The organism is Streptomyces sp. NPDC031111 (genome assembly GCF_055570675.1).
This window is the reverse complement of sequence record NZ_JBVIGS010000010.1, coordinates 186,469-210,504: the sequence shown is the minus strand read 5'-3', so window position 1 is coordinate 210,504 and position 24,036 is coordinate 186,469. Positions and strand designations below refer to the sequence as shown.

The window sequence follows — 24,036 nt, the reverse complement described above, 5'->3', positions numbered from 1 at the left end:
CAGGAAGCGGGGCGTCTTTCCTTGGACCACCAACGCACGGACGGTCTCCGGAGGTTTCCGTCGCCGTGACCTGGAACAACCATAGCCGCAGTCGCCCCACTAGTCACATCGGTCACATCGGCGCCTCGGCGGGGGCGTCCTCGAAGTTCTTCTCGACCTCTGCCCGCTCCGCCGCGCTCGGATAGGGGTTCGTGCACGAGGTTCCGGCGCTGGCGCCCGACATCAGGCTGGAGCAGGGACCGGGCTTGCGGTCCGGCAGGCCCAGCATGTGGCCGAGTTCGTGAGCCGTGATGCGGACGGTGTGGTGGCCCTGGTCCACGGCCTGCCGTCCCATGTACACGGTGCCGCTGCCCACGGAGTCGGGAACGGAGCGCGGCCAGCCGTCGTCCGTCACGATCCGGACGTCGGCGGGCTGCCCGGACGCGGCCGGGCGCAGCTCGACGCCGTCGACGCTCTCGTTCCAGATCTCCGCGCCCCGGTCGACCGCGGCCCTGAACTCCGCGGCGCCGCCGGCGTCGTACGTGACCACCCGGTCGACCACCCGATCGGCCGCCACGGGCGGGGCGGTAACGCCGGATGGAGCGGCCCCGGCCTGGCCGGTCAGCGTGGGCCAGGACATCACGACGACGACGGCCAGGCCGCCGGTCAGCGTACGGACCTGCATGGTCGACCTCCCTGTGCGCGGCAGGCAGTCGTGCTCATGCCGCTGCCGCCTCGTCTGCCCGCCGGCACGGACTCCAATCCCGCGCTCCGGCCGCCTGCCGATTAAGAAGCCGTGCTGCTGAATTCCATGGAGGGGATCGGTTGGACTTCCTGATCGGCCGGGGGCACTGTGGGCACGATCAAGACCTTCCCACGGGACATCCCCGCTCGCATCACCGGAGACCAGCCGATGAACCACATCGCCCATCCCGAGCGCTACGACGGCACCATGCGCTACCGGCGTACCGGCCGTTCGGGGCTCGACCTCCCCCTGCTGTCCCTGGGCTACTGGCACAACTTCGGTGACGACAAGCCGTTCGAGACGCAGCGCGAGATCGCCCTGCGCGCCTTCGACCTGGGCATCACCCACCACGACCTGGCGAACAACTACGGTCCCCCCTACGGCTCCGCCGAGATCAACTTCGGCCGGCTGATGCGGCAGGACCTCGCGCCGTACCGGGACGAACTGGTGGTCTCCACCAAGGCCGGCTGGGACATGTGGCCCGGCCCGTACGGCCAGGGCGGCGGCTCCCGCAAGTACGTGCTGGCCTCCCTGGACCAGTCCCTGAAGCGCATGGGACTGGAGTACGTGGACATCTTCTACTCCCACCGGCTGGACGCCACCACTCCCCTCGAGGAGACGATGGGCGCCCTCGACACGGCCGTCCGCCAGGGCAAGGCGCTCTACGTCGGCATCTCCTCCTACGACGCCGAGCGCACCCGCGAGGCCGCGGCCATCCTCCGGGACCTCGGCACACCGCTGCTGATCCACCAGCCGTCGTACAACATGCTGAACCGCTGGATCGAGACGGACGGCCTGCTGGACGTGGCCCAGGAGGAGGGCTTCGGGATCATCGGCTTCACCGCCCTCGCGCAGGGCATGCTGACCGCGCGCTATCTCGACGGGGTCCCGCGGGACTCGCGGGCGGCGGCGGGCAAGTCGTTCGACACGGCATGGCTGACCGACGACATGCTGCGCCGGCTGCGCGCCCTCGACGACATCGCGGCCGGGCGCGGACAGACCCTCGCACAGATGGCGCTGGCCTGGGCGCTGCGGGACCCGCGGGTCACCTCGCTGGTCATGGGCGCGTCCCGCGCCGAGCAGCTGGAGCAGAACGTCGCCGCGCTGGAGAACCTCGACTTCAGCACGGAGGAACTGGCCGAGATCGACAAGTACGCCACGGAGGGCGGCGTCGACCTGTGGCGCGAGGCGCGTCTGGGCACGCTGGGCTGAGTCGGCGCCGGACGCCCCGGCGTCCCCGTCTCTCGGGTCCGCCGGGGCGTCCGTACGGCGTGGGCCGTCAGCGCGAGGAGAGGTACTCCTCGACACCCGGAGCCGCCTGCGCGTCCTCGGCGTTCACCACGCCGCCGACCGCCTTGGCGTCGGGCTTGAGCACATAGGTCTCGACGCTCGCGGGACGGTCGACGTCGGAGAAGTTCTGCGGGGTGCCGAGGCCGGTGTCCGCGTCGGTCTGCGCGCGGTGCGCCTTGACGACGTCCTCACGGGTGAGGCCGCCCGCCTCGCAGGCCTTCTTCAAGTCGGAGCCCATCAGCTGTGCGGCGTTGTAGCCGGACAGCACGCCGGAGTCGACGGGCGAGTCCGGGTACTTCTTCTGGTAGGCCGCCACCATGGCCTTCACGCCGGGCAGATCGGAGCTGACCGCGGGCGCGGCGCTGACCACGTTGAGCATGGCCGCCAGGGCCGGCGCCGCCGGTGTCTTCATCAACTGGGGCGCGAAGCCGGGGGCACTGCTGACGACGGGGACCTTCAGACCGCGGGAGGCCGCGACGCCGACCAGGGAGGCCGTCTGCGCGGGCCCGGCGCTGATCAGGATGGCCTTCACGCCCTCCTTGCGCAGGGCCGAGACCTGGGCCGACAGGTCGGTGTCCGTCGCCTTGATCTTCTGGCCGGTCACCTTGAGGCCGGCCTTCTCCGCCGCCCAGGTGGCCCCCTCCAGCGCGTTGGCCCCGTAGTCGCCCTCGAAGTAGACGTGGCCGATCGTGTCGCCCTTCTTCAGGCCCTTGGCGCGGGTGAGGTACTCGACCGCGGCGATCATGTCGACGTCGTACGTGGTGCCGAGCACCTGGATGGCGTCCTTGCCGAGCAGCGAGGCCGCCCACGCCTGCGGGAAGGTGAGCATCTTGTCCCGCTCGATGTCGTCGAGCAGGGCGGCGACCACCGGGGAGCCGATGACCTGCGGCAGCGCCACGACGTCCGGGGCGATGTCGGCGTAGGCGGTGACCGCCTTCTGCACGTCGTAGCCGTGGTCCTTGACGACGATCTCCACCTTGCGGTCGCAGATGCCGCCCTTGGCGTTGACCTCGTCGGCCCACATCTGCTGCGCCTGCACGATGCTCTTGCCGAGCGTGGCGTACGGGCCGGTCAGGTCGGTGAGGGCGCCCAGCTTGATGGTGTCGGCGCCGACGCCGGGTCCGGTGCGGACGCCGTCGGCGGCCTCGCCCCCCTTGTCGTCGCCGTCCGCCTTGGAGCTGCATCCGGTGACCGCGAGCAGCAGGGCGAGGGCGCCGGCGAGGACGGTCCCGGCGGTGCGGTGCCGGTTGCGGTGTCTGCGGTGCGTGGTGTTCACGGGGTGTGCTCCTTGGGTCGTGCGGCCGCGGCCGGTTGCGAAGGCGAAGGGACGACTGATTCCGAGGCGGGGGTACGGGTTCGGCGGCGCCGTGCGCGGTCCCGGATCCGGCGTGCCAGACCGTGCAGACCGTCGGGTGCGTACAGCAGGACCAGGACGATCGCCGCGCCGTAGAGGTAGCGGGCCGCCTCGGTGGGGCCCACGGCACCCTCGGTGGAACCGGGGGCGGTCACCAGCGGGAGCTGGTCGGCGTAACGGGTCATCAGCAGTGGGAGCGCGGTGACGAAGACGGCGCCTGCGGTGGCTCCGGCGACGGAGCCGAGGCCGCCGATGACGATCATGGCGAGGTAGTCGACGGACAGGGCGAGGGAGAAGTAGTCCGGGACGACGCGGCGGAAGGCGAGCGCGAGGAGCACTCCGGCGAGCCCCGCGTACATCGACGACACCACGAAGGCCGCCGAACGGTGCCGGGCGACGTCGACGCCCATCACCGAGGCCGCGGTCTCGCTGTCCCGCAGGGCGGCCAGGGCCCGGCCGGGCCGGCCGCGCAGCAGGCCGCGAGCGGTGAACCAGGTGAACGCGAACAGGGCGAGGCCGAGGAACCACAGCCGTTCCTCCGCGCCGAACGGCACGCCGAGGACGGTCAGGGCGGGGTCGTCCGAGCCGAAGGTGAACCCGCCGAGGGTCAGCGGCGGCACGGAGCGGCCGTTGAACCCGCCGGTGACGGAGTCGGCGGTCAGCAGGACGTGGTGGCCGAGGAAGACCAGCGCGAGGGTGGCGATGCCCAGGTAGATGCCCTTGACGCGGCCGGCGACGGGGCTGAACAGTCCGCCGGCCGCTCCGGCGAGCAGCACCGCGAGGAGTGCGGCGAGGGCCGGTGGCAGGCCGGGGCCGGGTTCGCCGGCGAGCCAGGCGTAGCCGTAGGCGCCCACGGCGAGGAAGAAGGCGTGGCCGAGGGAGAGTTGGCCGGCGGTGCCGCTGAGCAGGGCGAGGCCGATGGCGCCGATGGCCGCCGCCATGGAGAACAGGCCGATGCGCAGCCAGAAGGCGTCCAGGTAGAACGGCGGCAGGCACAGGACGACGGCGAGCAGCAGGAGTGTGGCACGGCGACGGGTGAGGGCGCCGAGGAGGCGGTCAGACACGGGCCGCTCCCTTCGCTCCGAACAGCCCGGTGGGCCGTACGAGAAGGACCAGCAGCATCACGGCGTACGGGGCGACGTCGCCGAATCCCTCGCCGAGGACGTGCAGATCGGACTGGTAGCCCACGACGAGTGCCTCGGTCAGGCCGATGATCAGGCTGCCGGCGAGGGCGCCGGCCGGGGAGGCCAGGCCGCCGAGGATCGCCGCCGGGAAGGCGTTGAGGGCGATCTGGCCGGTGGTGCGCTCCAGGCCCGGAGCGGGGAAGGCGGCGAGGAACACGGCGGCCAGCGCGGCGAGCGCGCCCGCCAGGCACCAGGCACCGGCACGAACCCGGCTGAGCCGTACGCCCATGAGGGCGGCCGCCTCCAGGTCCTCCGCCGCCGCCCGCAGGGACAGCCCCCAGGAGGTGAACCGGAACAGCGCGAACACCGCGCCGATGACCACGGCCGACACCACGATCGCGGCGAGCCGGCTGTCGGCGACGGTCAGCGGACCCAGCTCGGTCACCGAGTCGCCCCACGGGTCGCCCAGGGACAGCAGGTCGCCGCCGATGCGCCGGGCCAGATCGGTGAGCAGGACGATGTCGATGCCGATGGTGACGATGGTCTGCACATGGGCGGAGTGGGCGTCCTGGCCGCCGCGTTGCAACAGGAAGCGGTCGAGGGCGCCCGCGAGGGCGGCCGTGGTGAGGATCGCCAGCGCGAGTGCTCCGGCGAAACCGAGGTCGTCGTGCAGGACGGCGATGAGGTAGCCGCCGAGCAGGAGCAGGGAGCCGTGGGCGAAGTTGAGGACGCCCGACGCCTTGAAGATGACGACGAACCCGAGGGCGACCAGCGCGTAGACCGCGCCGAGTGCCAGTCCGCCGAGGATGTTGTCCAGGAATGCCGTCATGCCGCGTCCTCCCCGGTCGCGTCGGTGCCGAGGTAGGCGCGCAGCACCTCGGGGTCCTGGCGGACCTCGTCGGGCGTGCCGTGCGCGATGGGCCGGCCGAAGTCGAGCACGGTGACGTCGTCGGCGAGACGCATCACCAGGCCCATGTCGTGCTCGACGAGGACGATGGACAGGCCGAGTGCGGCGCGCAGTTCGCCCACCACCTCGGCGGTGCGGGCGCGTTCGGCGGCGTTCATGCCGGCCACCGGTTCGTCGAGGAGCAGCACGCGCGGCTCCAGGCAGAGGGCGCGGGCGAGTTCGACGCGCTTGCGGTCGCCGTACGACAGCAGGGCGACGGGGCTGTCGAAGTGCGGGGACAGTCCGGTGAGTTCGGCGATCTCGCGGGCCCGTTCGAGGTGTTCGCGCTGTTCGCGCACGGCGCTCGGCAGGCGCAGCGCGCTGGCGGCGAACCCGGCGCGGGACAGGGCGTGGCGGCCGAGCATGAGGTTGTCGGCGACCGTGCCGTGGGTGGTGACGATGTTCTGGAAGGTGCGGGCCACGCCGAGCGCGGCGATGCGGTGCGGGGCGAGCCGGGTCAGCTCGGTGTCGCCGAGCGTCACCGTGCCCTCCGCCGGGCGGCACAGGCCGGACAGCACGTTGAAGCAGGTCGACTTGCCGGCGCCGTTGGGTCCGATGAGCGCGTGCACCGAGCCGGGGGCGACGGTGAAGGAGACGCCGTCGAGGGCGGTGAGTCCGGCGAAGCGCACGGTGACGTCCCGTACGTCGAGCACGGGCGGTGCGGTGGTGGTGCGGTCGGTCACGCCGCCCCCTGGTCCTCGGCCGACTCGCCCAGGTAGAGGCGGCGTACGGCGTCGGTGCGGGCGAGTTCGTCGGCGGGGCCGGACAGGCGGGTCTCGCCGACCTCCAGGACGTGCGCGTGGTCGGCGAGGGAGAGCGCCATGCCGGCGTTCTGCTCGACGAGGAGTACGGCGGTCCCCTGGGCGTTGATCTCGCGGATCACCTCGGCGATGCGGTACACCATCTGCGGTGCGAGGCCCAGGGAGGGCTCGTCGAGGAGCAGCAGGCGCGGGGCGGCCATCAGGGCGCGTCCGATGGCCAGCATCTGCTGTTCGCCGCCGGAGAGCAGGCCGGCGGCCTGGTGGGTGCGTTCGGCGAGCCGGGGGAAGAGCGTGAAGACGCGGTCGCGGGCCTCCTGGACCTGGGTGCGGCCGCGCCGGCCGAGGCCGAGGCCGCCGGAGCGGAGGTTCTCGTCGACCGAGAGTCCGGCGAACACCCGCCGTCCCTCGGGGACCTGGACCACTCCGGCGCGTACCGCCGCGACGGGGTCCTTGCCGTCGAGCACCGTCTCGCCGTAGCGGATGCGGCCGGCCGTGATCGCGCCGCGGTGCAGGCGCAGCGTGCCGGAGACGGCGCGCAGCAGGGTCGTCTTGCCGGCGCCGTTGGCGCCGAGCAGGGCGACGACGGTGCCGGGCGGCACGGTCAGGGACACGGAACGGAGAGCGGACAGCGCGCGTCCGTACGTCACGTCGACGTTCTCGACGTGCAGTGCGGGCAGGTCGTCCGGTGGTGCTTCGGGCATCACGACTCCTCGGGGCCGCGCCGCGCGGGGCGGGTGGCTTCGGGGGAAGGGGTGCTCACGACAGCACGGGGGAGGGCGGGCGGTACAGGTTTCGGTGCCCGTACGCTGCGGCGTACCAATGGGGGCGGGTGGGGGTTGTGCGGGTGCCCAGGTGGGCGCCGGCCGGGGCGACACGGGGCCGGGTCTCGCTCGCCGCCTCCGGAAGGGTGCCGCTGCGCCCACCCGTGCCGCCCCAGCGGCACGACTGCCCGCAGCTGCGGCGGCAGCGCCACCCACAGCCGGGTGGGGGCGGCACGACTGCCCGCAGCTGCGGGGGCACCGCCGCCCACAGCAAGGCGCGGGGCGGCGCTGCCGCCGGCTGGGACGGGTGGGTCAGGTTGGGCGGGGGTGGGGGAGGTGGGTGCGGGCTGTCAGGGCGAGGCTGGCTTCTATCAGGTCGGAGGGGCGGGAGAGGGAGCGGCCCGTGAGTTGTTCGTAGCGGCGGAGGCGGTTGAGGACGGTGTTGCGGTGGCAGTACAGGCGCCGGCTCGCCCGCTGGGCCGAGCCGTCGCAGGCCAGCCAGGTGGCGAGGGTGTCCAGCAGGACCTCCGCGTCGGCCGGTTCGAGGTGGGCCAGAGGGCCGAGCAGCCGCTCGGCCAGCGCCGAGCCGAGTTCGGGACTCGACACCACCAGCGCCGCCGGCAGGTGCTCGGTCAGCCGGATCGTGCCGCCCTCCCGGGGGCACAGGCTCAGCGCGGTGTCCGCCAGCCGCCGCGCCTCCCCCACCGCGGACAGCCCCTCGACCACGCTGCTGACGCCCACCCGCGCCCCGGGCGGCTGCTCCTCCGCCACGACCGGGTCCCCGCCGTCCGCGACGGGAACGATGCCGTAGTCGGCGTCCACGCCCGTGTGCCAGTGCACGCGCACACCCGGGACGAGGGCCGCTTGGGCACCGGAACAACCGGTGAGCCCGCCGCCGGCGACCGCGACGACCACGTACCGCCCGTGCTCGGGCAGCTCCAGCGCCTGCGCCGCCTCGGGCAGGTCGGCGATCCTGCTCGTACCGTCCAGCAGGGCCGCGGCCAGCAGACGCACCCTGTTCTCCCTTCGCCACGCGAGTTGCCGCTCGGTCTGCCGGTAGGCGTCCGCGACGAGGGTGCAGTGCTCGTCGACGAAGTCCCACACGTCGGACGCCACATGCACCAGCAGGCGCACGTCCTCGGGCGCGGACCGGGAGGTCTCGTCGACCAGGCCCTGCCACACCAGCGAGCCGCCCAGCCGGAAGGCGTGCAGCAACGCGTCCAGGGGCAGGCCCTGCTCGGCGCGGGTGGCGCCGATCTTCCAGGTGCAGCGGCGGGCCGCGTCCCGGGCACCCCGCGGATCCAGCAGCGAGGCGATGCTGTGCCGCAGCGAGCGGTGCACCTCCTGCCAGGTCTCGGTGGCGTCGCTCTCCATCGCGGCCCGGTAGGCGGGTTCCTGTTCCTGCACCGCGGCGACCAGCCGGTCGGTGAGCTGGGGCAGGTCGTCCAGCAGGACGCGGGCGGCCCGGTGCAGCACATGCAGCGCGTCGGCGTCGATCAGCGACCGCACCCGCGGCGCCCGGGGCCGCGGCGCGGGCATGGGTCCGGGGCGCAGCAGGGTACGTGGTCGTACGGCGTGTTGCATCGCGCATCTCCCCCAGGGTCGGCTTCCCGGCGGTGCCCGCGCGGCGGCGGTCCCCGTACCGGCGCCCGGCCGGTACGGGGAGCCCGTGGGCCGGCCGCCGTCGGACTCGTCCTGCCCCGAAGGATGGCATACCGTCCGGTCGGTCCCTAGAGTTGTGCACCGGTCTTTTCCGCCTGTTCGACCAGGCGGACGAGCTCGACCCGGGAACGGACGCCGAGGACGGCGAAGACGTTCCGCAGGTGGTAGTCGACGGTGCGGGTGCTGACGGACAGGCTCAGGGCCACCTCCCGGTTGGTGGCGCCCTCGGCGACGCACCGTGCGATACGCAGTTGCTGCGGGGTCAGCCGGGACAGTTCCCCGGCGTCGGCGCCCGCCGGGGCCGCGCCGCCCGCGCGCAGTTCGGCGGCGGCCTGCTGCGCCCACAGGTGCGCGCCGCACCGCTCGAAGCCCAGGAGCGCCTCTCCGAGGTGGGTGCGCGCGTCACGCAGCCGGCGCCGGCGGCGCAGCCACTTGCCGTAGAGCAACTCCGTGCGCGCCCGCTCAAAGTCGCCGGTCATGGCGTCGTGGCGGCGGAGGGCGCTCAGGTACAGCGCGTCGGCGGCGTCCGGAACGGCCAGGAGCGCGCGGCAGCGCAGGAGTTGCGCGGGGGCCTGCGGGTCGGCCCCGCAGTCGGCCCACAGGGCGAAGTCCTCGACGACCGGCGAGGCGTGTTCAGGCCGGCCTGCGAGTGCGGTGGCCTCGACGAAGCAGGGGACGGCGAGCATCCACACCGCGAAGTGGCCGCGCCGCGTACCGGGGCGGACCAGCGGGCCGAGCCGGTCGGCGGCCTCGCGGGGGCGGCCGGCGCCCAGGTCGGCTCGGGCCGCGGCCCACTGGGCGAGTGTCGCGGCCTGCGCCAGTCCGTGCTCGCGGGCGGTGCGCAGGGCGGCCGCCACATGCTCGGCGACGACCTCATTCTCCCCCTCGATGGACGCGGCGAGCGCCAGTACCGCGTGGTGGTGGGCGGCCGTGTTGCGCTGTCCGGTACGCCGTGCGGTGCGCAGCCCCTCCTCGGCGTGGGTCCGGGCGAGCTGATGGCGTCCGGCCCGCAGTTCGGCGTAGGCGAGATACTCCAGGGCTCTCGGTTCGAGGGCGGCGGAGCCGAGGGTGCGGGCCGCCGCGAGCGCCCGGGCGCCGGCGCGGCGGGCGGCGGTGACCTCGCCGAGCATCAGCGCGGCGGAGGCGGACCGCAGCAGCCGCTGGGGCTCGTCGTCGGACAGTCCGCGCTCGACGACCCGCCGCAGCGGTCCGGCGGCGCGGTCGAACCTGCCCAGCAGAACGGCGCGCATCCCGTCCCGGTGATCGTGTATCAGCGGGGTCCGGTCGGCGGGGCCGTGGGCCGGGGCCTCCGGCACGGGGGTGAGGGCGTGGAGGCAGGAGGCCGGGTCGCCCGCGGCCCAGGCCGCGTCCGCCGCTCCCAGGGCCGCGGTGCCGGCGGCCTCGTCGTCGACCGTGACCAGCAGCCCCGCGGCGAGCAGGAAGGACTCGCGGGCGTCGTCCACCGGCCCGTCGGCGAGGAGCACCGTGCCCCGCAGGAGTTCCGCGGCGCCGCGTGAGGAGGCGGGTGCCCGGCGGCTCCGGGCGGCGTCGAGCAGGCGCAGGGCGTCGGGCGAGTGCCCGGCGAGGACGGCCTGTTCCGCGGCGGCGGTGTAGTGGCGGGCCCGCTCCGCGTCGTCCGGTGTCAGCTCGGCGGCGCGCGTGAGTGCCCGTCGGCGCAGGCCCGGCGGCAGCGCGGACGCGGGGTCCGCCGCTGCCGCCGCCAGTTCGGCCGCGAGGGTGGGGGCGGGCCCCGTGACGGTCCAGGAGCGGTGCACCAGTGCCAGGACGCCGTCCACGCCCGGGCCGGTCAGGCACTCGGCCAGTGCGCGGTGCGCGGCGCGGCGGCGCTCGGGCGGCGCTCCGGCGTACACCGCCCGGCCGAGCAGCGCGCTGCGGAACCGCAGGCGGCCGTCGGCCAGGACGAGCACCTCGGGCAGCGGTTCCGCCGAACCGGGCCCGGCGGCCCGTCGTACGAGGCCGGCGTCGGCGTCCGGTTCCCCCGTCGCGCGCACGGCGGCCGCGGCCGTGAGCAGCAGGCCGGCCCGGTCGGGCGGTACGCCGGTCAGACACCCGCCGGCCACTTCGGTGAGGATCTCCCCGTCGGCCAGGGGGCGGGGCAGCGCCCGGCGTCCGCCCAGATGGTCGGGGGACAGCCGGTGGGTCAGCGCCACCAGCAGCGCGGGGTTGCCCTCCGCCGCCGTCACCAGTTCCTCGCGGACGGCCGGGTCGACGGCGCCGTCGGTCACGTCGTCGACCAGTCGTGCCGCGTCCCCGGGTGGCAGCGGACCGAGCCGGAACACGGGCAGCGCCGCCAACCCCCCGCCGACGGGCCGGTGTCCGGGAACCGTGAGGAGCAGTCCCGCCCTGATCCCCGACGCGTGGACCCGCACGGCCGCGTGCCCCAGCGCGGCGCGCGACGCGTCGTCCCAGAGGTGCGCGTCGTCCACGCACACCAGGAGCGGCGCCGTACCGGCCGCCGCGCGCAGGGCGTCGAGCAGCGACTCCCCCGCCGTGGCGTCCCCGGGGGCGGGCAGGGGGCGGCCGGCGGCGCGCAGCAGGGTGTGGAGGCCGCTCAGGGGCTGAGCGGTGCGGGCCGGGTCGGCGCGTACGTGCCACACCGGTCCGGCGCGGAAGGAGCGGGCGGCGTGTTCGAGGAACGCCGTGCGGCCGCAACCGGGTTCACCGGTCACGACGCGGACGCCGCCGTCGGTGCGCAGCACGGCCAGCAGCCGGTGGAGCGCCTGCCGCCGTGGGGTCGTCTGTCCGGTCATTCCCTCGACCTTACTCACGCGTAAGGTGAGGTGGAGGGAGCGCGTCCACACGTGTGCCGCGGCCCAAGGCGACCGGTGCGTGGCGGTGCGCGCGCACAGCGCCGGTGGCGGCCCGCCGTCGTGCGCGGACCGCCACCGGGTGTTCGTTCAGCGGGACTTCGGGATCTCAGGAGGTGTGCGGGCAGTTGCCGCGGGACTCCTCGATCGTCAGGCTCGGCCGGGGCAGCGGGCAGAGGAACTGCTCGTAGCGGGTGTCGTTGTCGATGAACCGCTTCAGCCAGGAGATGCTGTACTTCGCGATCGTCGTGTTCGACGAGTTGGGCGTGAAGTGGGTGGCGCCGTTCAGCTCGATGTAGGCCCGGTCCAGGGAGGACGGCAGTCCGCTGTAGAGGGGCTCGGCGTGGCTGGAGACGGAGGCGATGGTGTCGCCGTCGGCCCCGAAGATCATGGTGGGGGTCCTGACCTCGGGCCAGCTCTTGTCGAGGTTCCACGGTGTCAGCGGGATCGCCGCCTGGAGCGAGGGCCGGTCCTTCGCCGCCTCCAGGGTTCCGCCGCCGCCCATCGAGTGGCCCATGACGCCGAGCCGGCTGCTGTCGATGCGGCCGCGGACCGCGCTGCGCTGGGTCAGGTAGTCCAGCGCGGCGAGGAGCTGGCTGCCGCGGGAGGCGGGCTGGTCGAGGGTGGTGTTGGTGTCGATGGTGAAGACCACGAAGCCCTGGGAGGCCAGGCGCGGGCCCAGCCAGGAGATGGAGGACTGGTAGGCGGTGAAGCCGGGCGAGATGGCGATCGCCCCGAACGTGCCGTCGGCCGTGCTGGTCGGGTAGTAGATGGTCCCGCCGCCGAAGCCGGTGACCGAGAGCGAGGAGACGGAGATGTCCGACACGGAGTAGGGGCCGCGCAGCGCCTCGATGCTCGATTCGGTGGGGGCCGGGCCGCGCTCGTACGGGTTGTCCGCCGCGTGGGCGCCGGGGCCGCCGAGGGTGGTGAGTCCGACGACGGCGGCCACGGCCGAGGCCAGGGCGGCGAGCCGGCCGGTCCGGCGCCTGCTGCTGTGGGGGTGCTGCTGCACGACGAGTGGTCCTCTCTGTCGCGGCGGGCCGCCCGGCCGTCGTTGTGCACGGGGATCACGGTGTGGTTGGGGCCGTGCACGGGCCGGTGGCGCCGCCGATTGACTGGGGGTGCCACTGTCGGAGAGGGGAGGGTCGGTGCGGACCGGCAATCTCACCGGTCTCGTGCGCCGCGCCGGGACGCGGGGCGGCGGGCCGCGGGGCCTCACCGCCCGGATCCGGGGGCGAACATGGAGTCGCGCGTCGCATGCCGGGTCGAACCGGGGGTACACGGACAGGCGCGGTCACCGTCGGAGTCGGCGCCGACGGTGGCCGCGGTTCGCGGTCCGCGCGCCGTTCACGCTGGCGCGGCGGTCGCTGGAGGGCTCGTCAGGCGGCGTCGTAGACGTGGGCCCGGCCGCCGGCCCACTTCACCCAGGCGGGGTCGTCCAGCAGCCGTTCGCCCTCCGGCAGCCCCGCGCGCCGCAGGAACTCCACCACGTCGCGGTCGGAGTTGGCGAGGCCGACGATCTCACCCCGCACCGTCACCCGTCGGCCGCCCGACCCGAGCGGCGGGTGCACCACGATCGGCGCCTTGGTCATCCTTCCAGGATCCTGCCGGTGCCGCCGGTATGCATCCCGGCCCCGCACATCACCCGACTGGCTCGCCGGACGAGCCGTCCGGGCCCGTCCCGTGCTCGTATGGGAGCGGCCCCCATGCCTACCCGGAGGGAGCTGGCGATGCACGAGATGTGGTGCGGTGCGGACATTTCGGGAGAGCCGGTGTGGCACGTCCTCACGCCGGACAAGACATCCACGCTCTGCGGAGTGGAGAAGGAGGACGAATCACCTCGGCGGCACACGACGGACCGGCACTGCTTCTCCTGTATGAAGACGTTCCAGACCGTGGTCGAGTCCCGCTGAGCCGTCGAGCGGGCCGGCTCAGTGGCAGGGGTGGCCGGCGCCCGGGGCCGCCGGCCCGTGGATCTCCAGCCGGCAGAAGCAGGACGCCTCGATCGGTACGTCCGCCAACGCGGCCGCCTGCTTGAGCTGTGCGGCGACGATCGCGGCCTCGCCCAGCTTGCCGGTGCGCGTCAGACACTCGTGGAATCCGTGCAACGCCCAGACGTTGCCCGGGTGTTGAAGTGGCCGGGGCAGGGTGGCGTCCAGGCCGAGGTCCGCGCGGTACACGGCCTCGGCCTCCTCTGCGCGGCCCTGCTCCAGCAGCAGCGCCCCGTACGCGTGCCGGGTGGGCTGCATCCAGCCCCAGGGCTCGTCGTAGGGCAGGTTGTCGTCGAGTTCGACGGACCGCTCCAGCGCGGCGAAGGCGGCGTCGTACTCGCCCTTGCGGTAGGCGAGTTCGCCGTCCAGCATCGCCGACGCGATGGCGAGGATGTCGCGGCAGGTGTTGTTGAACAGCATCCGGGTCCCGGGGACGCGGTCCACGGCCGCACGGAAGGCGGCCCGTTCGGCCTCGGCGCGGTCGGTGGCGCCGGTCGCGGAGAGGGCGACACCCCGGGCGTAGTGGAGCATGGCGGTGGTCACGCAGTGGAGTTCCGGGTCGGCGGGGAACGGCAGCGCGAGGATGTCGTCCCAGCGGCCGAAGCGGATCAGGACGTGGACGCGCATCGCCAGGAATCCCTCGAGCCAGTCGGCCATGGGCGGGCTCTGCACCCGCAGCAGTTTCTCGGGGATGGCGGCCTCGAGCCGCGCGACGGCGTCCAGGGCGACCTGTGACTGCCCGGCGAACATGGCGCCGTAGATCCTGAAGTGGTGGTTGTGGGCGCGGTAGAGCGTGTAGAAGTTCATGGCGCCGGCCCGCTCGAGGTACTTCTCGTCGGCGGCGATGGCGGCGGTGTTGTCCGAGACGACCCGGCGGTAGTCGCCGCACAGCACTTCCAGGTGCGAGGGCATGTGGAGCAGGTGCCCGGCGTCGGGCACGGCGCCGCGGAGCCGGTCGGCGACGGTGAGGGCCGCTTCCGGGGTGGGGGACATCTCCATCAGGTGGACGTACAGGTGGAGGACTCCGGGGTGCCGGGCGCCGTCGGCGGTGGCGAGCGCGCCGTCGAGGACGGCCTTGGCCTCCGACGTGCGGGCGCCGTCGGCGGGGCGGCCGGTCCGCAGGTCCCACAGCTGCCAGGGGGTGAGGTTCATCAGGGCGTCGGCGCAGAGCGTGGCCACGTCCAGGTCACCGGGGTGGTTCTCGTACACGGCGAGCATCCGGTCCGCGTAGGGCTCGTTCCACACCGAGCAGTCCTCGGCGGCCCGTGCCTGGGGGTAGCGGGCGCGCAGGGCCTCGACGAGGGCCCGCTCGACGGGGGTGGCGTGCGCGGCCTTCTCGTGCGCCCGCTCCACCGCCCGGTGGGTGCGTGCGACGGTGTGGACGAGTTCGTCGCCGTCGAAGGCTTCCCAGGGCTTGTTGTAGTTGGGGCCGAGGGCGTAGGCGATGCCCCAGTGGGCCATGACGCAGTCCGGGTCGGCCTCGGCCGCCCTCTCGAAGCAGGCGACCGCCTCCTCGTGGTTGAACGCGTACGTCCACAGCAGCCCGCGGTCGAACCAGAGTTGGGCTTCGGCGGAGGAGGTCGTCACGGGCCGGCGGTAGGTTCCGAGGTCGTAGTAGTCGTCCATGAGTGCCTGCCTCCCGGGGAAGCGGATGGGCCGGCCACCGCCCTGCCGGCGACGAACGTCCCGTGGGGACGAAACCGACGATAGCGGGGCACACGCGCTCGCGCAGGGAGCGGCGGGCATCCACCCAGTGTGGTCAGGCGCTGACGGGGAGCCGCGGATCGATACTCACACTTCGCACCCGCATGAACACGGTGGGTATTCAAGGGTGCCCGGCGTGTCGTTCGTTCCGGGCGACGTTCGCCGACGGGCTGGCACGGCGGACACGGCGCTCCCTAGGATGTACTTCCTGTCCAGCCAGTCCAGTTGGCGCGCCCGCAGGGGGAACGATGCACACCGGTAAGCAGTTGTCCACCGAGATCGACGCGACCGTTCCGACGGCGGCGCGCATGTACGACTACTACCTGGGCGGCAAGGACAACTACGCGGCGGACCGGGCGGCGACCGAGGAACTCGACAAGGTGGTGCCCAGCACCCGGCGTCTGGCCCTGAACAACCGGCGCTTCCTCCAGCGGGTGGTCCGCACCCTCACGCAGGAGTACGGGATACGGCAGTACCTCGACCACGGCTCCGGCCTGCCCACCCAGGACAACGTCCACCAGGTCGCACAGCGCATCGACCCGACGACGCACGTGGTGTACGTCGACAACGACCCGATGGTGCTGGTGCACGGCCGGGCCCTGCTGGAGCAGGACAAGCGCACCGCGGTCATCCAGGCCGACATGCGCGAGACCGACGAGATATTCGGTCACGCGGAGACCCAGCGCCTGATCGACTTCTCGGAGCCGGTCTGCGTGCTGTTCAACTCGGTCTTCCACTGCATCCCGGACAGCGACAGCGACGGCCCGCTCGCCCTGGCCCGCCGGGTGCGCGAACGGCTCGCCCCGGGCAGCTTCATGGTGATGTGCCAGCTGGTGAGCGAGGACGCCGAGGTCCGCGAGTTCGTCACCGACTTCATGGACCGGGCGACCCAGGGGCACTGGGGGCGGGTGCGGCAGGAGGCGGACGTCGCGTCGTACTTCGAGGGCCTTGAGGTCCTGGAACCGGGCCTGGTGGAGGTGTCGACCTGGCGTCCGGACACCGAGGTGGCGCCGCGTCAGCTCACGCAGGAATGGATCGAGTTCGGCGGCGTCGGCCGGATCCCGCAGTGACCCGCTGACACCTCGACGCCCCCGGCCGGACCGACGTGGTCCCGCCGGGGGCGTGGGCGTGTTCGCCGGCGCTACGCCGGGGCGTAGCGGTCCTTGATCGTCCTGCGCAGCAGGTCCACCGAGTCGCGGGGCTTGAGCGCCTCGTCGGCGAGACGGTCCAGCGCGATCCGGTACTCCTCCGTCTCGTCGCGGTCCTCGAGGAAGTTGGCGCTCCTGATGTGCTCCAGGTAGACCACGTCGGGCAGGTCGAGGCCGCCGAAGCGCAGATAGGTCACGGGGATGGCGGGAGCCGAGGCGTTCGTCACGTCCAGCGGCACGATCTGCACCGTCACATTGGGGCGCTCGGCCATCGTCGCCAGGTGCTCCAGCTGCTCGCGCATCACCGCGGGGCTGCCCAGGACGCGCAGCAGGACCGACTCGTCGACGACGGCCCAGATCTGCGGCGCGCCTTCGCGCATCAGCAGTTCGGCGCGGCGCATACGGAGTTCGACCCGGCGCTGCACCTCGCTCGCCGGGGCGTTCGGGAGCCCCCGCTCGACCACCGCGCGGGTGTAGGCGGCGGTCTGGAGCAGTCCGGGGACGTACTGGATCTCGAAGGTGCGGATGGTGGCGGCTGCCTCCTGGAGTCCGACCAGACGGTCGAACCACTCGGGCATCAGCCGCTTGTCGTACCGCTGCCACCAGCCCGGCTCGCCGGCCCGGCGGAGCAGTTTGAGCAGCACCGAGGCCTCGTACTCGTCGGTGCCGTAGAGCTCGAGGAGGGCGCGGACGTCGCCTTCGGTCGGCGGGCGGCGGCCCTTGCCGGACTCGATGCGGGACAGCTTCGCCGCGCTGAAACCGACGGTGCGCGCCGCCTGGTCCTGGGACAGTCCGGCGTCGTCCCGGAAGCCCGCCAGCTGTACGCCGACCAGCATCTTCAGCAGGGTCGGAGCGGGCTCGGGCCTGTCCAGATAGGGTTCCAGGCGGGAGATACGATGCGACGCGGCGGACATCCTGACTCCCAGCAGACCGGCACAAGGGCGATTTACACTATCGCACCTGACTGTCCCTCACCGCATCCGTGTACGAAAGCCCCGGAGAAGTGGTGAGTTGAGCTCCGCTTCACCCGGACGGCACCGGACCGGGCGCCGGCGCCGACGGGTCGCGGGTACTCAGACCAGGTGATCGAACTCGCCGTCCTTCGCGCCGGCCAGGAACGCGGCCAGCTCCGCGGTCGTGTAGACGAGGGCGGGGCCGTCGGGGTCACGGGAGTTGCGCATCGCGATGCCCCCGTCGGTCAGCGGGGCCACCTCGACGCAGTTGCCCTCGGCATTGCTGTGCCGGCTCTTGATCCAGCGGGCGTCCAACTGGCTGGCCCGCACTCCGTTGCGCACTCCTGGCACCGCTGTCTCCTTGCTGTTCCCGTGCCCCGGCGCGCCGTTCGGTGCCCGAACGCTCCGGGGAAAAATCTCGCGCAATTTCTCGTGCAATTGCACGCGAGCGCTGTCAGCGTGGATAATAGCCGCGGCGTCAACCCCCGTGTTGGCGCCCTGTCCTGACGTCGCATCGGGGAGATGCCGTGTCATCACCTGCGCATCCACTGCTCCGGCCGGCGGCCGTGGCCGTGACACCGACGGGTGGCCCCGGCACGGCACAGGCAGGGCCCGGCGCACCGCTCCCGGCGGTGCCGCACGGGGAACCGCACCCGGTGCCCGAGACGGTCCGCGCCGCGTCCCCTTCGGCCGCGCTGCGCATCGCACGCGGCCGGGAGGGGCTCGCGCGTGCGCGGTCCTTCACCCGGGACACCCTGCGCGTCTGGTCGCTCGGCCACCGCTGCGACGACGCCACCCTCGTGATCACCGAGCTCGCCGCCAACGCCGTGACGCACGCGGCACCGCGGTGCCCGGGTGCGCCGGACGTCCGGCTCGGGTTCCGGCTGGAGCCCGCGCACCTGCTGCTCACCGTCTCCGACCCCGACGACCACCCGCCCGTCCGCCCGTCCGGTGCCGTCCCCGGCCTGGAGGAGCACGGCCGGGGTCTGTGCATCGTCGACGCCCTGTCCGAGGCGTGGGGCTGGACCCCCACCCCTCCCGCGGGCAAGACGGTGTGGGCCCGGTTGTCGACCCACCCGCCCACCTGACACGACTGCCGCGGAAAGGCACCCTCGCCATGCGCAGCGCTTCTACGGAACAGCCGAGCAGCGAGCGCCCTGTGCGCCACACGTCCCCCACCGGAGTGGCACGTTCCACGCCCCTCACGGCGCTGTCCCGCGTGCCGTGGGCCGACATGCAGGACTCCACCGGATCGGCCGCGGCCATCCCCCTGCTGTTGAACGGCATCGCCTGGGGGGACGCGGGCACGGCCCGCGCCGCCCTGGAGGATCTGCGGAAACGGATCTGCCAGTACGGCTTCGTCACGGAACAGGCCACGGCCGCCACGGTCCCCTTCCTCTGGGAGCTGGCCCAGCTGCCGCACGTCACCTGCCGGGCCCGGATCATCCAGCTGCTCAAGGCCATCGCCGACGCCCGGCAGTGGGAGAGCACCGCCGCCGCGTATCCCAAGCTGCTCAATCACCGGGAGAACCCGGTGGTGTGGGAGCGGGCCGCGCGCCAGGCGGTGCGCTCCCGGCGCGACGACCTGAACCGGCTGCTGGCCGAACCGGACACCGAGATCGCCCGGGCCACCACGGAACTGGCCCGCGCACTGGCCGACTGAGCCGGTGCGGCCCGGGAGCCGGGGACGGCCCGGGCGGGGAGCGCGCGCGACCTTCGGGGGACGAGTCGCGCGCCGGGGGGAGGGTCGCGCGCGGTCAACGGGGGACGGCCGCGCGCGACCCGGGAACCCCACGGCGACAACCCGCCGGTCAGGTGGGCGCCCGTCCCTCGCCTCGCGTGGCGCGGCAGTGTAGACATGGCACATGGTCCGACTCATGGGTCGATCCCGGACCCGGTCGCCCCTGCGGCCCGGTGCCGCGGCGTCCGTACGGCGTCGGCGACACGAAGACGGCCGCTCCCGGTGGAATCCGGCGGCGGCGGTACGGTCGGCACTGAGCGGGCGCAGCGTCGCCGGACAAGTGTTCCTGCTGCACCTGATGATCGTGCTGCTGCTCGTGGTCGCCGCCGTCGTGGCGCTGGTGCTCCAGGTGCGGCGGGACAGTACACAGGAAGCCCGCAACCGCTCGCTCGCCGTCGCGGAGACCTTCGCGAACTCGCCGGGCATCATCGAGGCGCTGGACTCCCCCGACCCCACGGCCGAGCTCCAGCCGCGCGCCGAGGCCGCCCGGAAGCTGGCGCGGGTCGACTTCATCGTCGTCCTGAACACCGACGGCATCCGCTACACGCACCCCAGGCCGGACCGCATCGGCAGGCAGTTCGTCGGCACCATCGAGCCGGCGCTGGCCGGGGAGCCGGTGGTGGAGGAGATCGAGGGCACCATCGGGCATCTGGTGCAGGCGGTCGTGCCGGTGGAGGATCCCGACGGCACGGTGGTGGGCCTGGTGTCGGCGGGCATCACGACCGAGCACGTCGGCGGGGCCGCGGAGGACCAGCTGCCACTCGTCCTGAGCGCGGCGCTCGCGGCGCTCGCGCTGGCGACCGGCGGCGCCGCCCTGGTCAGCAGACGGCTGCTGCGCCAGACCCACGGGCTGGGCCCGCACGAGATGACCCGGATGTACGAACACCACGACGCGGTGCTGCACGCGGTGCGCGAAGGGGTGATCATCGTCGACGGGGACGGGACCCTCATGCTCGCCAACGACGAGGCGCACCGGCTGCTCGACCTGCCCGAGGACGCCGAGGGCCGGCAGGTGCTGGACATCGGCCTGGACCCCGGTACCGCCGAGCTGCTGTCCTCGGGGCGGGTCGCCACGGACGAGGTGCATCTGGTGGGCGACCGGCTGCTGGCGGTCAACCAGCGGCCCACCGACCGGGCGGGCGGCCCGCCCGGCAGCGTGGCCACGGTCCGCGACTCCACCGAGCTGCGGGCCCTCTCCGGCCGGGCCGAGGAGTCACGCGAGCGGCTCAACATGCTCTACGACGCGGGGGTGGGCATCGGGACGAGCCTGGACGTCACCCGCACGGCCGAGGAGCTCACCGAGCTGGCCGTCCCCCGGTTCGCCGACTTCGTCACGGTCGACCTGTTCGAGCCGGTGCTGGCCGGCGGCCACCCCGACGCGGCCGGCGGGCTGCGCCGCGCGGCGAGCACGGGGATCGGGGACGACGCGCCGCTCTACCCCAGGGGCGAGCAGATCCGCTTCGTGGCGTCGTCCCCGCAAGGCGTCAGCCTCGCCACCGGCCGTCCCGTCCTGGAGCCCCGGCTGAGCGAGGCGCCGGGCTGGCAGGCACAGGACGTGGAACGCTCCGGACAGGTCGTGGAGTACGGCATCCACTCGCTGATCACCGTGCCGCTGCGGGCCGGCGCCCTGGTGCTGGGGGTGGTCAGCTTCTGGCGCTCGCAGAAGGAGGAGCCGTTCGACACCGACGAGCTGGCGCTGGCGGAGGAGCTGGTCGCCCGGGCCGCGGTCTCCATCGACAACGCCCGCCGCTACACGCGTGAGCACAGCATGGCGGTGACGCTCCAGCGCAGCCTGCTGCCGCGCAGCCTGCCCGAGCAGAGCGCCCTGGAGATCGCCTACCGCTACCTCCCCGCGCAGGCCGGGGTGGGCGGGGACTGGTTCGACGTGCTGCCGCTGTCCGGGGCCCGGGTCGCGCTCGTGGTCGGCGACGTCGTCGGGCACGGCCTGCACGCCGCGGCGACCATGGGGCGGCTGCGCACGGCGGTGCACAACTTCTCCTCGCTGGACCTCCCGCCCGACGAGCTCCTCGCCCTGCTGGACGAACTGGTCGGCCGCATCGACCAGGACGAGGCGCAGGACGAGCACAGCGCGCCGGTGACCGGGGCGACCTGTCTGTACGCCGTCTACGACCCGGTCTCCCGGCACTGCACCGTGGCCCGCGCGGGTCATCCGCCGCCGGCCGTGGTCCGCCCGGACGGCGGTGTGGAGTTCTGGGACGTTCCCGTCGGCCCGCCGCTGGGGCTCGGCGGCCTGCCGTTCGAGTCGGCGGAACGGGAACTGCCGGAGGGCAGCCGGCTCGTCCTCTACACGGACGGTCTGGTCGAGGACCGGGGGCACGACATCGACGTCGGTCTGGAGCGGCTGCGCGAGGCACTGTCCCGGGCCGGTGACTCGCCCGAGGACACGTGCAGGGTGGTCCTGGAGTCCCGGCGGCCGACGCGGGCCGGTGACGACATCGCGCTGCTCGTGGCACGCACGCGGGCGCTGCCCGCCGGCCGGATCGCCGAGTGGCCGGTGCCGTCGGACCCGGCGGCCGTCGGCGAGGTGCGGGCCGCGGTCACCCGGAAGCTGGCCGAGTGGGGGCTGGACGAGCTGATGTTCAGCACGGAGCTGATCCTCAGCGAGCTGGTCACCAACGCGATCCGCTACGGCGGCGCCCCGATCCAGGTGCGGATGCTCCACGAGCGCAATCTGATCTGCGAGGTCTACGACAGCAGCAGCACCTCGCCCCATCTGCGGTACGCGACCATGACGGACGAGGGCGGACGGGGGCTGTTCCTGGTCGCCCAGCTCGCCGAGCGCTGGGGCACCCGCTATCTGCCCGCCGGCAAGGTCATCTGGGCGGAGCAGCCGGTCCCCCCGGACATAAGGGAGCCTGGGGAGAACTCATAAGAGCCGCTTATGAGCCCATAGACCGGACCCGCGTACCAGGTAAGGCATGCCTCAGTTTAGGCTTCCCATCGAGTCGCCTGTCATCGCTCGAAGGGAACCTGACCATGCCCCGCCCCCTGCGGGTAGCCATCGTCGGATCCGGCCCCGCCGGGATCTACGCCGCCGACGCCCTGCTCAAGTCCGACGTGGCCGCCGAACCCGGCGTGTCCATCGACATCTTCGAGCGCATGCCGGCGCCGTTCGGACTGATCCGCTACGGCGTCGCCCCCGACCACCCGCGGATCAAGGGCATCATCACGGCCCTGCACCAGGTGCTCGACAAGCCGCAGATCCGTCTGTTCGGCAACGTGGACTACGGCACCGACATCCACCTCGACGATCTCCGCACGTTCTACGACGGCGTGATCTTCGCCACCGGCGCCACGGCCGACCGGGCGCTGCCCATCCCGGGCATCGACCTCGACGGCTCCTACGGCGCCGCCGACTTCGTCTCCTGGTACGACGGGCACCCGGACGTGCCGCGCACCTGGCCGCTGGAGGCCGAGAAGGTCGCCGTGCTCGGTGTCGGCAACGTCGCGCTCGACGTGGCCCGCGTGCTGGCCAAGACGGCCGACGAGCTGCTGCCGACCGAGATCCCGCCGAACGTCCACGAAGGACTCAAGGCCAACAAGGCCGTGGAGATCCACGTCTTCGGCCGCCGGGGCCCGGCGCAGGCGAAGTTCAGCCCGATGGAGCTGCGGGAGCTGGACCACTCCCCCAACATCGAGGTCGTCGTCGACCCCGAGGACATCGACTACGACGACGGCTCGATCGCCACCCGGCGCGGCAACAAGCAGGCCGACATGGTCGCCAAGACCCTGGAGAACTGGGCGATCCGCGACACCGGCGACCGTCCGCACAAGCTGTTCCTGCACTTCTTCGAGTCCCCGGTGGAGATCCTCGGCGAGGACGGCAAGGTCGTCGGGCTGCGCACCGAGCGCACCGCACTCGACGGCACGGGCAATGTGAAGGGGACCGGCGAGTTCAAGGACTGGGACGTCAGCGCGGTCTACCGGGCCGTGGGCTACCTCTCCGACAAACTCCCCAAGCTGCCCTGGGACATCGACTCGGGCACGGTCCCGGACCAGGGCGGCCGGGTCGTCCAGGAGACCGGCGAGCACCTGTCGTCCACGTACGTCACCGGCTGGATCCGGCGCGGTCCGGTGGGCCTGATCGGCCACACCAAGGGCGACGCCAACGAGACCGTGGCGAACCTGCTGGAGGACTACGCGGGCGGCAGGCTCCAGACGCCCGGGTCCCCTGCTCCGGAGGCCGTGGACGCGTTCCTCGCCGAACGCGGCATCCGCTTCACCACCTGGGACGGCTGGTACCGCCTGGACGCCGCGGAGAAGGCGCTGGGCGAGCCTCAGGGCCGCGAACGCGTGAAGATCGTCGAACGCGAGGACATGCTCCGCGAGAGCGGCGCCTGACCCACCGCCCTTCGAGGGCACACCACCGAGCGCCCGTCCGGTCCACTTCCCGGACCGGGCGGGCGCTCGGCGCGTGCTCGAGTCGTCACCCCGGCGGGTGACAACGGCGATGCCGTGTGTACGATCCGACTCTTCACCGAAACACCACATGTCCTTCACCGAAGGACCATGCAGGGGGGATGAGTTGATGCGCATACGCACTGCCGCCGTCGCCACCACCGCCGCCGCGGGCGCGCTGGCCGCGCTGACGGCCGTTCCGGCACAGGCCACCGAGTACACCTCCGCGCTGAAGGTGCGCGGCATCCAGTACGACGCGCCGGGCAGCGACTCCAACCGGTGCTCCGGGGGCAACACCCACCAGGAGTACCTGACGATCAAGAACTACTCGTCGTCGAAGACGGTCGACCTCAAGGGATACGTCGTCAAGGACGCCGCGGGGAACAGATTCGTCTTCACCGCGAGCCACTACCTCCAGCCCGGCGACTACGTGAAGCTGCGCGGCGGCAACGGCACCGACTCGGACAAGGACAACGTCGTCTACCGCGACAACTGCAACTTCATGTGGAACAACGACAAGGACACCGTCTACCTCGTCAAGCCGACGGGCAGCCGGGCCGACGCGCACGCGTACACCAAGCGCGGATCCGACCCGGACGGCAACGGGTACGTGACGTTCCACAAGTGACG

Annotated in this window: 21 protein-coding genes; 8 read left to right on the top strand and 13 right to left on the bottom strand. The window is 73.0% G+C overall.

From position 1 onward, the window contains the following. Positions 1-112: 112 nt before the first annotated feature. Positions 113-664: a snapalysin family zinc-dependent metalloprotease gene (locus ACZ470_RS22100; protein WP_468429568.1), complete on the bottom strand. Its 552-nt coding sequence runs from the start codon at positions 662-664 to the stop codon at positions 113-115. 228 nt (positions 665-892) lie between these two features. Between ACZ470_RS22100 and mgrA the strand changes: the two genes are divergently transcribed. Next, positions 893-1,936, top strand: coding sequence for an L-glyceraldehyde 3-phosphate reductase (mgrA, locus tag ACZ470_RS22095; protein WP_468429567.1), 1,044 nt, complete (start codon positions 893-895; stop codon positions 1,934-1,936). Between the two features lie 67 nt (positions 1,937-2,003). Here mgrA and ACZ470_RS22090 read toward each other — a convergent pair whose 3' ends face one another. The 9 genes from ACZ470_RS22090 to ACZ470_RS22050 form a co-directional block, all read right to left on the bottom strand. Beyond that, the gene (locus tag ACZ470_RS22090) at positions 2,004-3,290 is read right to left on the bottom strand and encodes an ABC transporter substrate-binding protein (RefSeq protein ID WP_468429566.1); all 1,287 of its coding nucleotides are present in this window, start codon (positions 3,288-3,290) and stop codon (positions 2,004-2,006) included. Continuing rightward, positions 3,287-4,432: a branched-chain amino acid ABC transporter permease gene (locus tag ACZ470_RS22085; RefSeq protein ID WP_468429565.1), complete on the bottom strand. Its 1,146-nt coding sequence runs from the start codon at positions 4,430-4,432 to the stop codon at positions 3,287-3,289. The genes ACZ470_RS22090 and ACZ470_RS22085 overlap by 4 nt, the downstream gene beginning before the upstream one ends. After that, positions 4,425-5,321 carry a branched-chain amino acid ABC transporter permease gene (locus ACZ470_RS22080; RefSeq protein ID WP_468429564.1) on the bottom strand — a complete coding sequence of 299 codons (897 nt, stop codon included), beginning with the start codon at positions 5,319-5,321 and terminating at the stop codon, positions 4,425-4,427. Before ACZ470_RS22080 ends, ACZ470_RS22085 begins: the two co-directional genes overlap by 8 nt. Then, positions 5,318-6,121, bottom strand: a complete 804-nt coding sequence (locus ACZ470_RS22075; RefSeq protein WP_468429563.1) for an ABC transporter ATP-binding protein — start codon at positions 6,119-6,121, stop codon at positions 5,318-5,320. Before ACZ470_RS22075 ends, ACZ470_RS22080 begins: the two co-directional genes overlap by 4 nt. After that, entirely contained in the window at positions 6,118-6,900 is a 783-nt protein-coding gene (locus tag ACZ470_RS22070) for an ABC transporter ATP-binding protein (protein WP_468429562.1), read from the bottom strand. The genes ACZ470_RS22075 and ACZ470_RS22070 overlap by 4 nt, the downstream gene beginning before the upstream one ends. Before the next feature lie 372 nt (positions 6,901-7,272). After that, positions 7,273-8,544, bottom strand: a complete 1,272-nt coding sequence (locus tag ACZ470_RS22065) for an RsbRD N-terminal domain-containing protein (protein WP_468429560.1) — start codon at positions 8,542-8,544, stop codon at positions 7,273-7,275. A gap of 146 nt (positions 8,545-8,690) precedes the next feature. Further along, on the bottom strand, positions 8,691-11,393 hold the full coding sequence (locus ACZ470_RS22060) for a helix-turn-helix transcriptional regulator (protein WP_468429558.1): 2,703 nt from the start codon (positions 11,391-11,393) through the stop codon (positions 8,691-8,693). A gap of 166 nt (positions 11,394-11,559) precedes the next feature. Beyond that, positions 11,560-12,462, bottom strand: coding sequence for a bis(hydroxyethyl) terephthalate hydrolase (gene bdeA / locus ACZ470_RS22055; protein ID WP_468429556.1), 903 nt, complete (start codon positions 12,460-12,462; stop codon positions 11,560-11,562). Between the two features lie 367 nt (positions 12,463-12,829). Continuing rightward, entirely contained in the window at positions 12,830-13,042 is a 213-nt protein-coding gene (locus tag ACZ470_RS22050) for a hypothetical protein (RefSeq protein ID WP_468429554.1), read from the bottom strand. 114 nt (positions 13,043-13,156) lie between these two features. On the opposite strand from ACZ470_RS22050, the gene ACZ470_RS22045 reads away from it, so the two are divergent. Continuing rightward, complete coding sequence (locus tag ACZ470_RS22045) at positions 13,157-13,363, top strand: hypothetical protein (protein WP_468429552.1); 207 nt, start codon at positions 13,157-13,159, stop codon at positions 13,361-13,363. Between the two features lie 18 nt (positions 13,364-13,381). Here ACZ470_RS22045 and ACZ470_RS22040 read toward each other — a convergent pair whose 3' ends face one another. Continuing rightward, a complete protein-coding gene (locus tag ACZ470_RS22040; RefSeq protein ID WP_468429550.1) occupies positions 13,382-15,067 on the bottom strand; it encodes a hypothetical protein in 1,686 nt (561 codons plus the stop codon). A gap of 326 nt (positions 15,068-15,393) precedes the next feature. Here ACZ470_RS22040 and ACZ470_RS22035 point away from each other — a divergent pair, with 326 nt between their 5' ends. Then, a complete protein-coding gene (locus tag ACZ470_RS22035) occupies positions 15,394-16,215 on the top strand; it encodes an SAM-dependent methyltransferase (RefSeq protein ID WP_468429548.1) in 822 nt (273 codons plus the stop codon). 71 nt (positions 16,216-16,286) lie between these two features. Here the strand turns inward: ACZ470_RS22035 and ACZ470_RS22030 are convergent, their stop codons facing one another. Together ACZ470_RS22030 and ACZ470_RS22025 are read right to left on the bottom strand one after the other, a co-directional pair. Then, a complete protein-coding gene (locus ACZ470_RS22030; protein WP_468429547.1) occupies positions 16,287-17,207 on the bottom strand; it encodes a helix-turn-helix domain-containing protein in 921 nt (306 codons plus the stop codon). Between the two features lie 159 nt (positions 17,208-17,366). Next, complete coding sequence (locus tag ACZ470_RS22025) at positions 17,367-17,597, bottom strand: DUF397 domain-containing protein (protein ID WP_468429545.1); 231 nt, start codon at positions 17,595-17,597, stop codon at positions 17,367-17,369. A 152-nt stretch (positions 17,598-17,749) separates the two neighbouring features. Here ACZ470_RS22025 and ACZ470_RS22020 point away from each other — a divergent pair, with 152 nt between their 5' ends. From ACZ470_RS22020 to ACZ470_RS22000, 5 genes are all read left to right on the top strand, one after another. Beyond that, positions 17,750-18,334, top strand: a complete 585-nt coding sequence (locus tag ACZ470_RS22020) for an ATP-binding protein (protein WP_468429728.1) — start codon at positions 17,750-17,752, stop codon at positions 18,332-18,334. Positions 18,335-18,363: 29 nt separating this feature from the next. After that, on the top strand, positions 18,364-18,909 hold the full coding sequence (locus ACZ470_RS22015; protein ID WP_468429543.1) for a hypothetical protein: 546 nt from the start codon (positions 18,364-18,366) through the stop codon (positions 18,907-18,909). Between the two features lie 202 nt (positions 18,910-19,111). After that, complete coding sequence (locus ACZ470_RS22010) at positions 19,112-21,880, top strand: SpoIIE family protein phosphatase (protein ID WP_468429541.1); 2,769 nt, start codon at positions 19,112-19,114, stop codon at positions 21,878-21,880. Positions 21,881-21,984: 104 nt separating this feature from the next. Then, positions 21,985-23,349, top strand: a complete 1,365-nt coding sequence (locus ACZ470_RS22005; protein ID WP_468429539.1) for an FAD-dependent oxidoreductase — start codon at positions 21,985-21,987, stop codon at positions 23,347-23,349. 187 nt (positions 23,350-23,536) lie between these two features. After that, positions 23,537-24,034: a lamin tail domain-containing protein gene (locus tag ACZ470_RS22000; protein ID WP_468429538.1), complete on the top strand. Its 498-nt coding sequence runs from the start codon at positions 23,537-23,539 to the stop codon at positions 24,032-24,034. Positions 24,035-24,036: the final 2 nt, after the last annotated feature.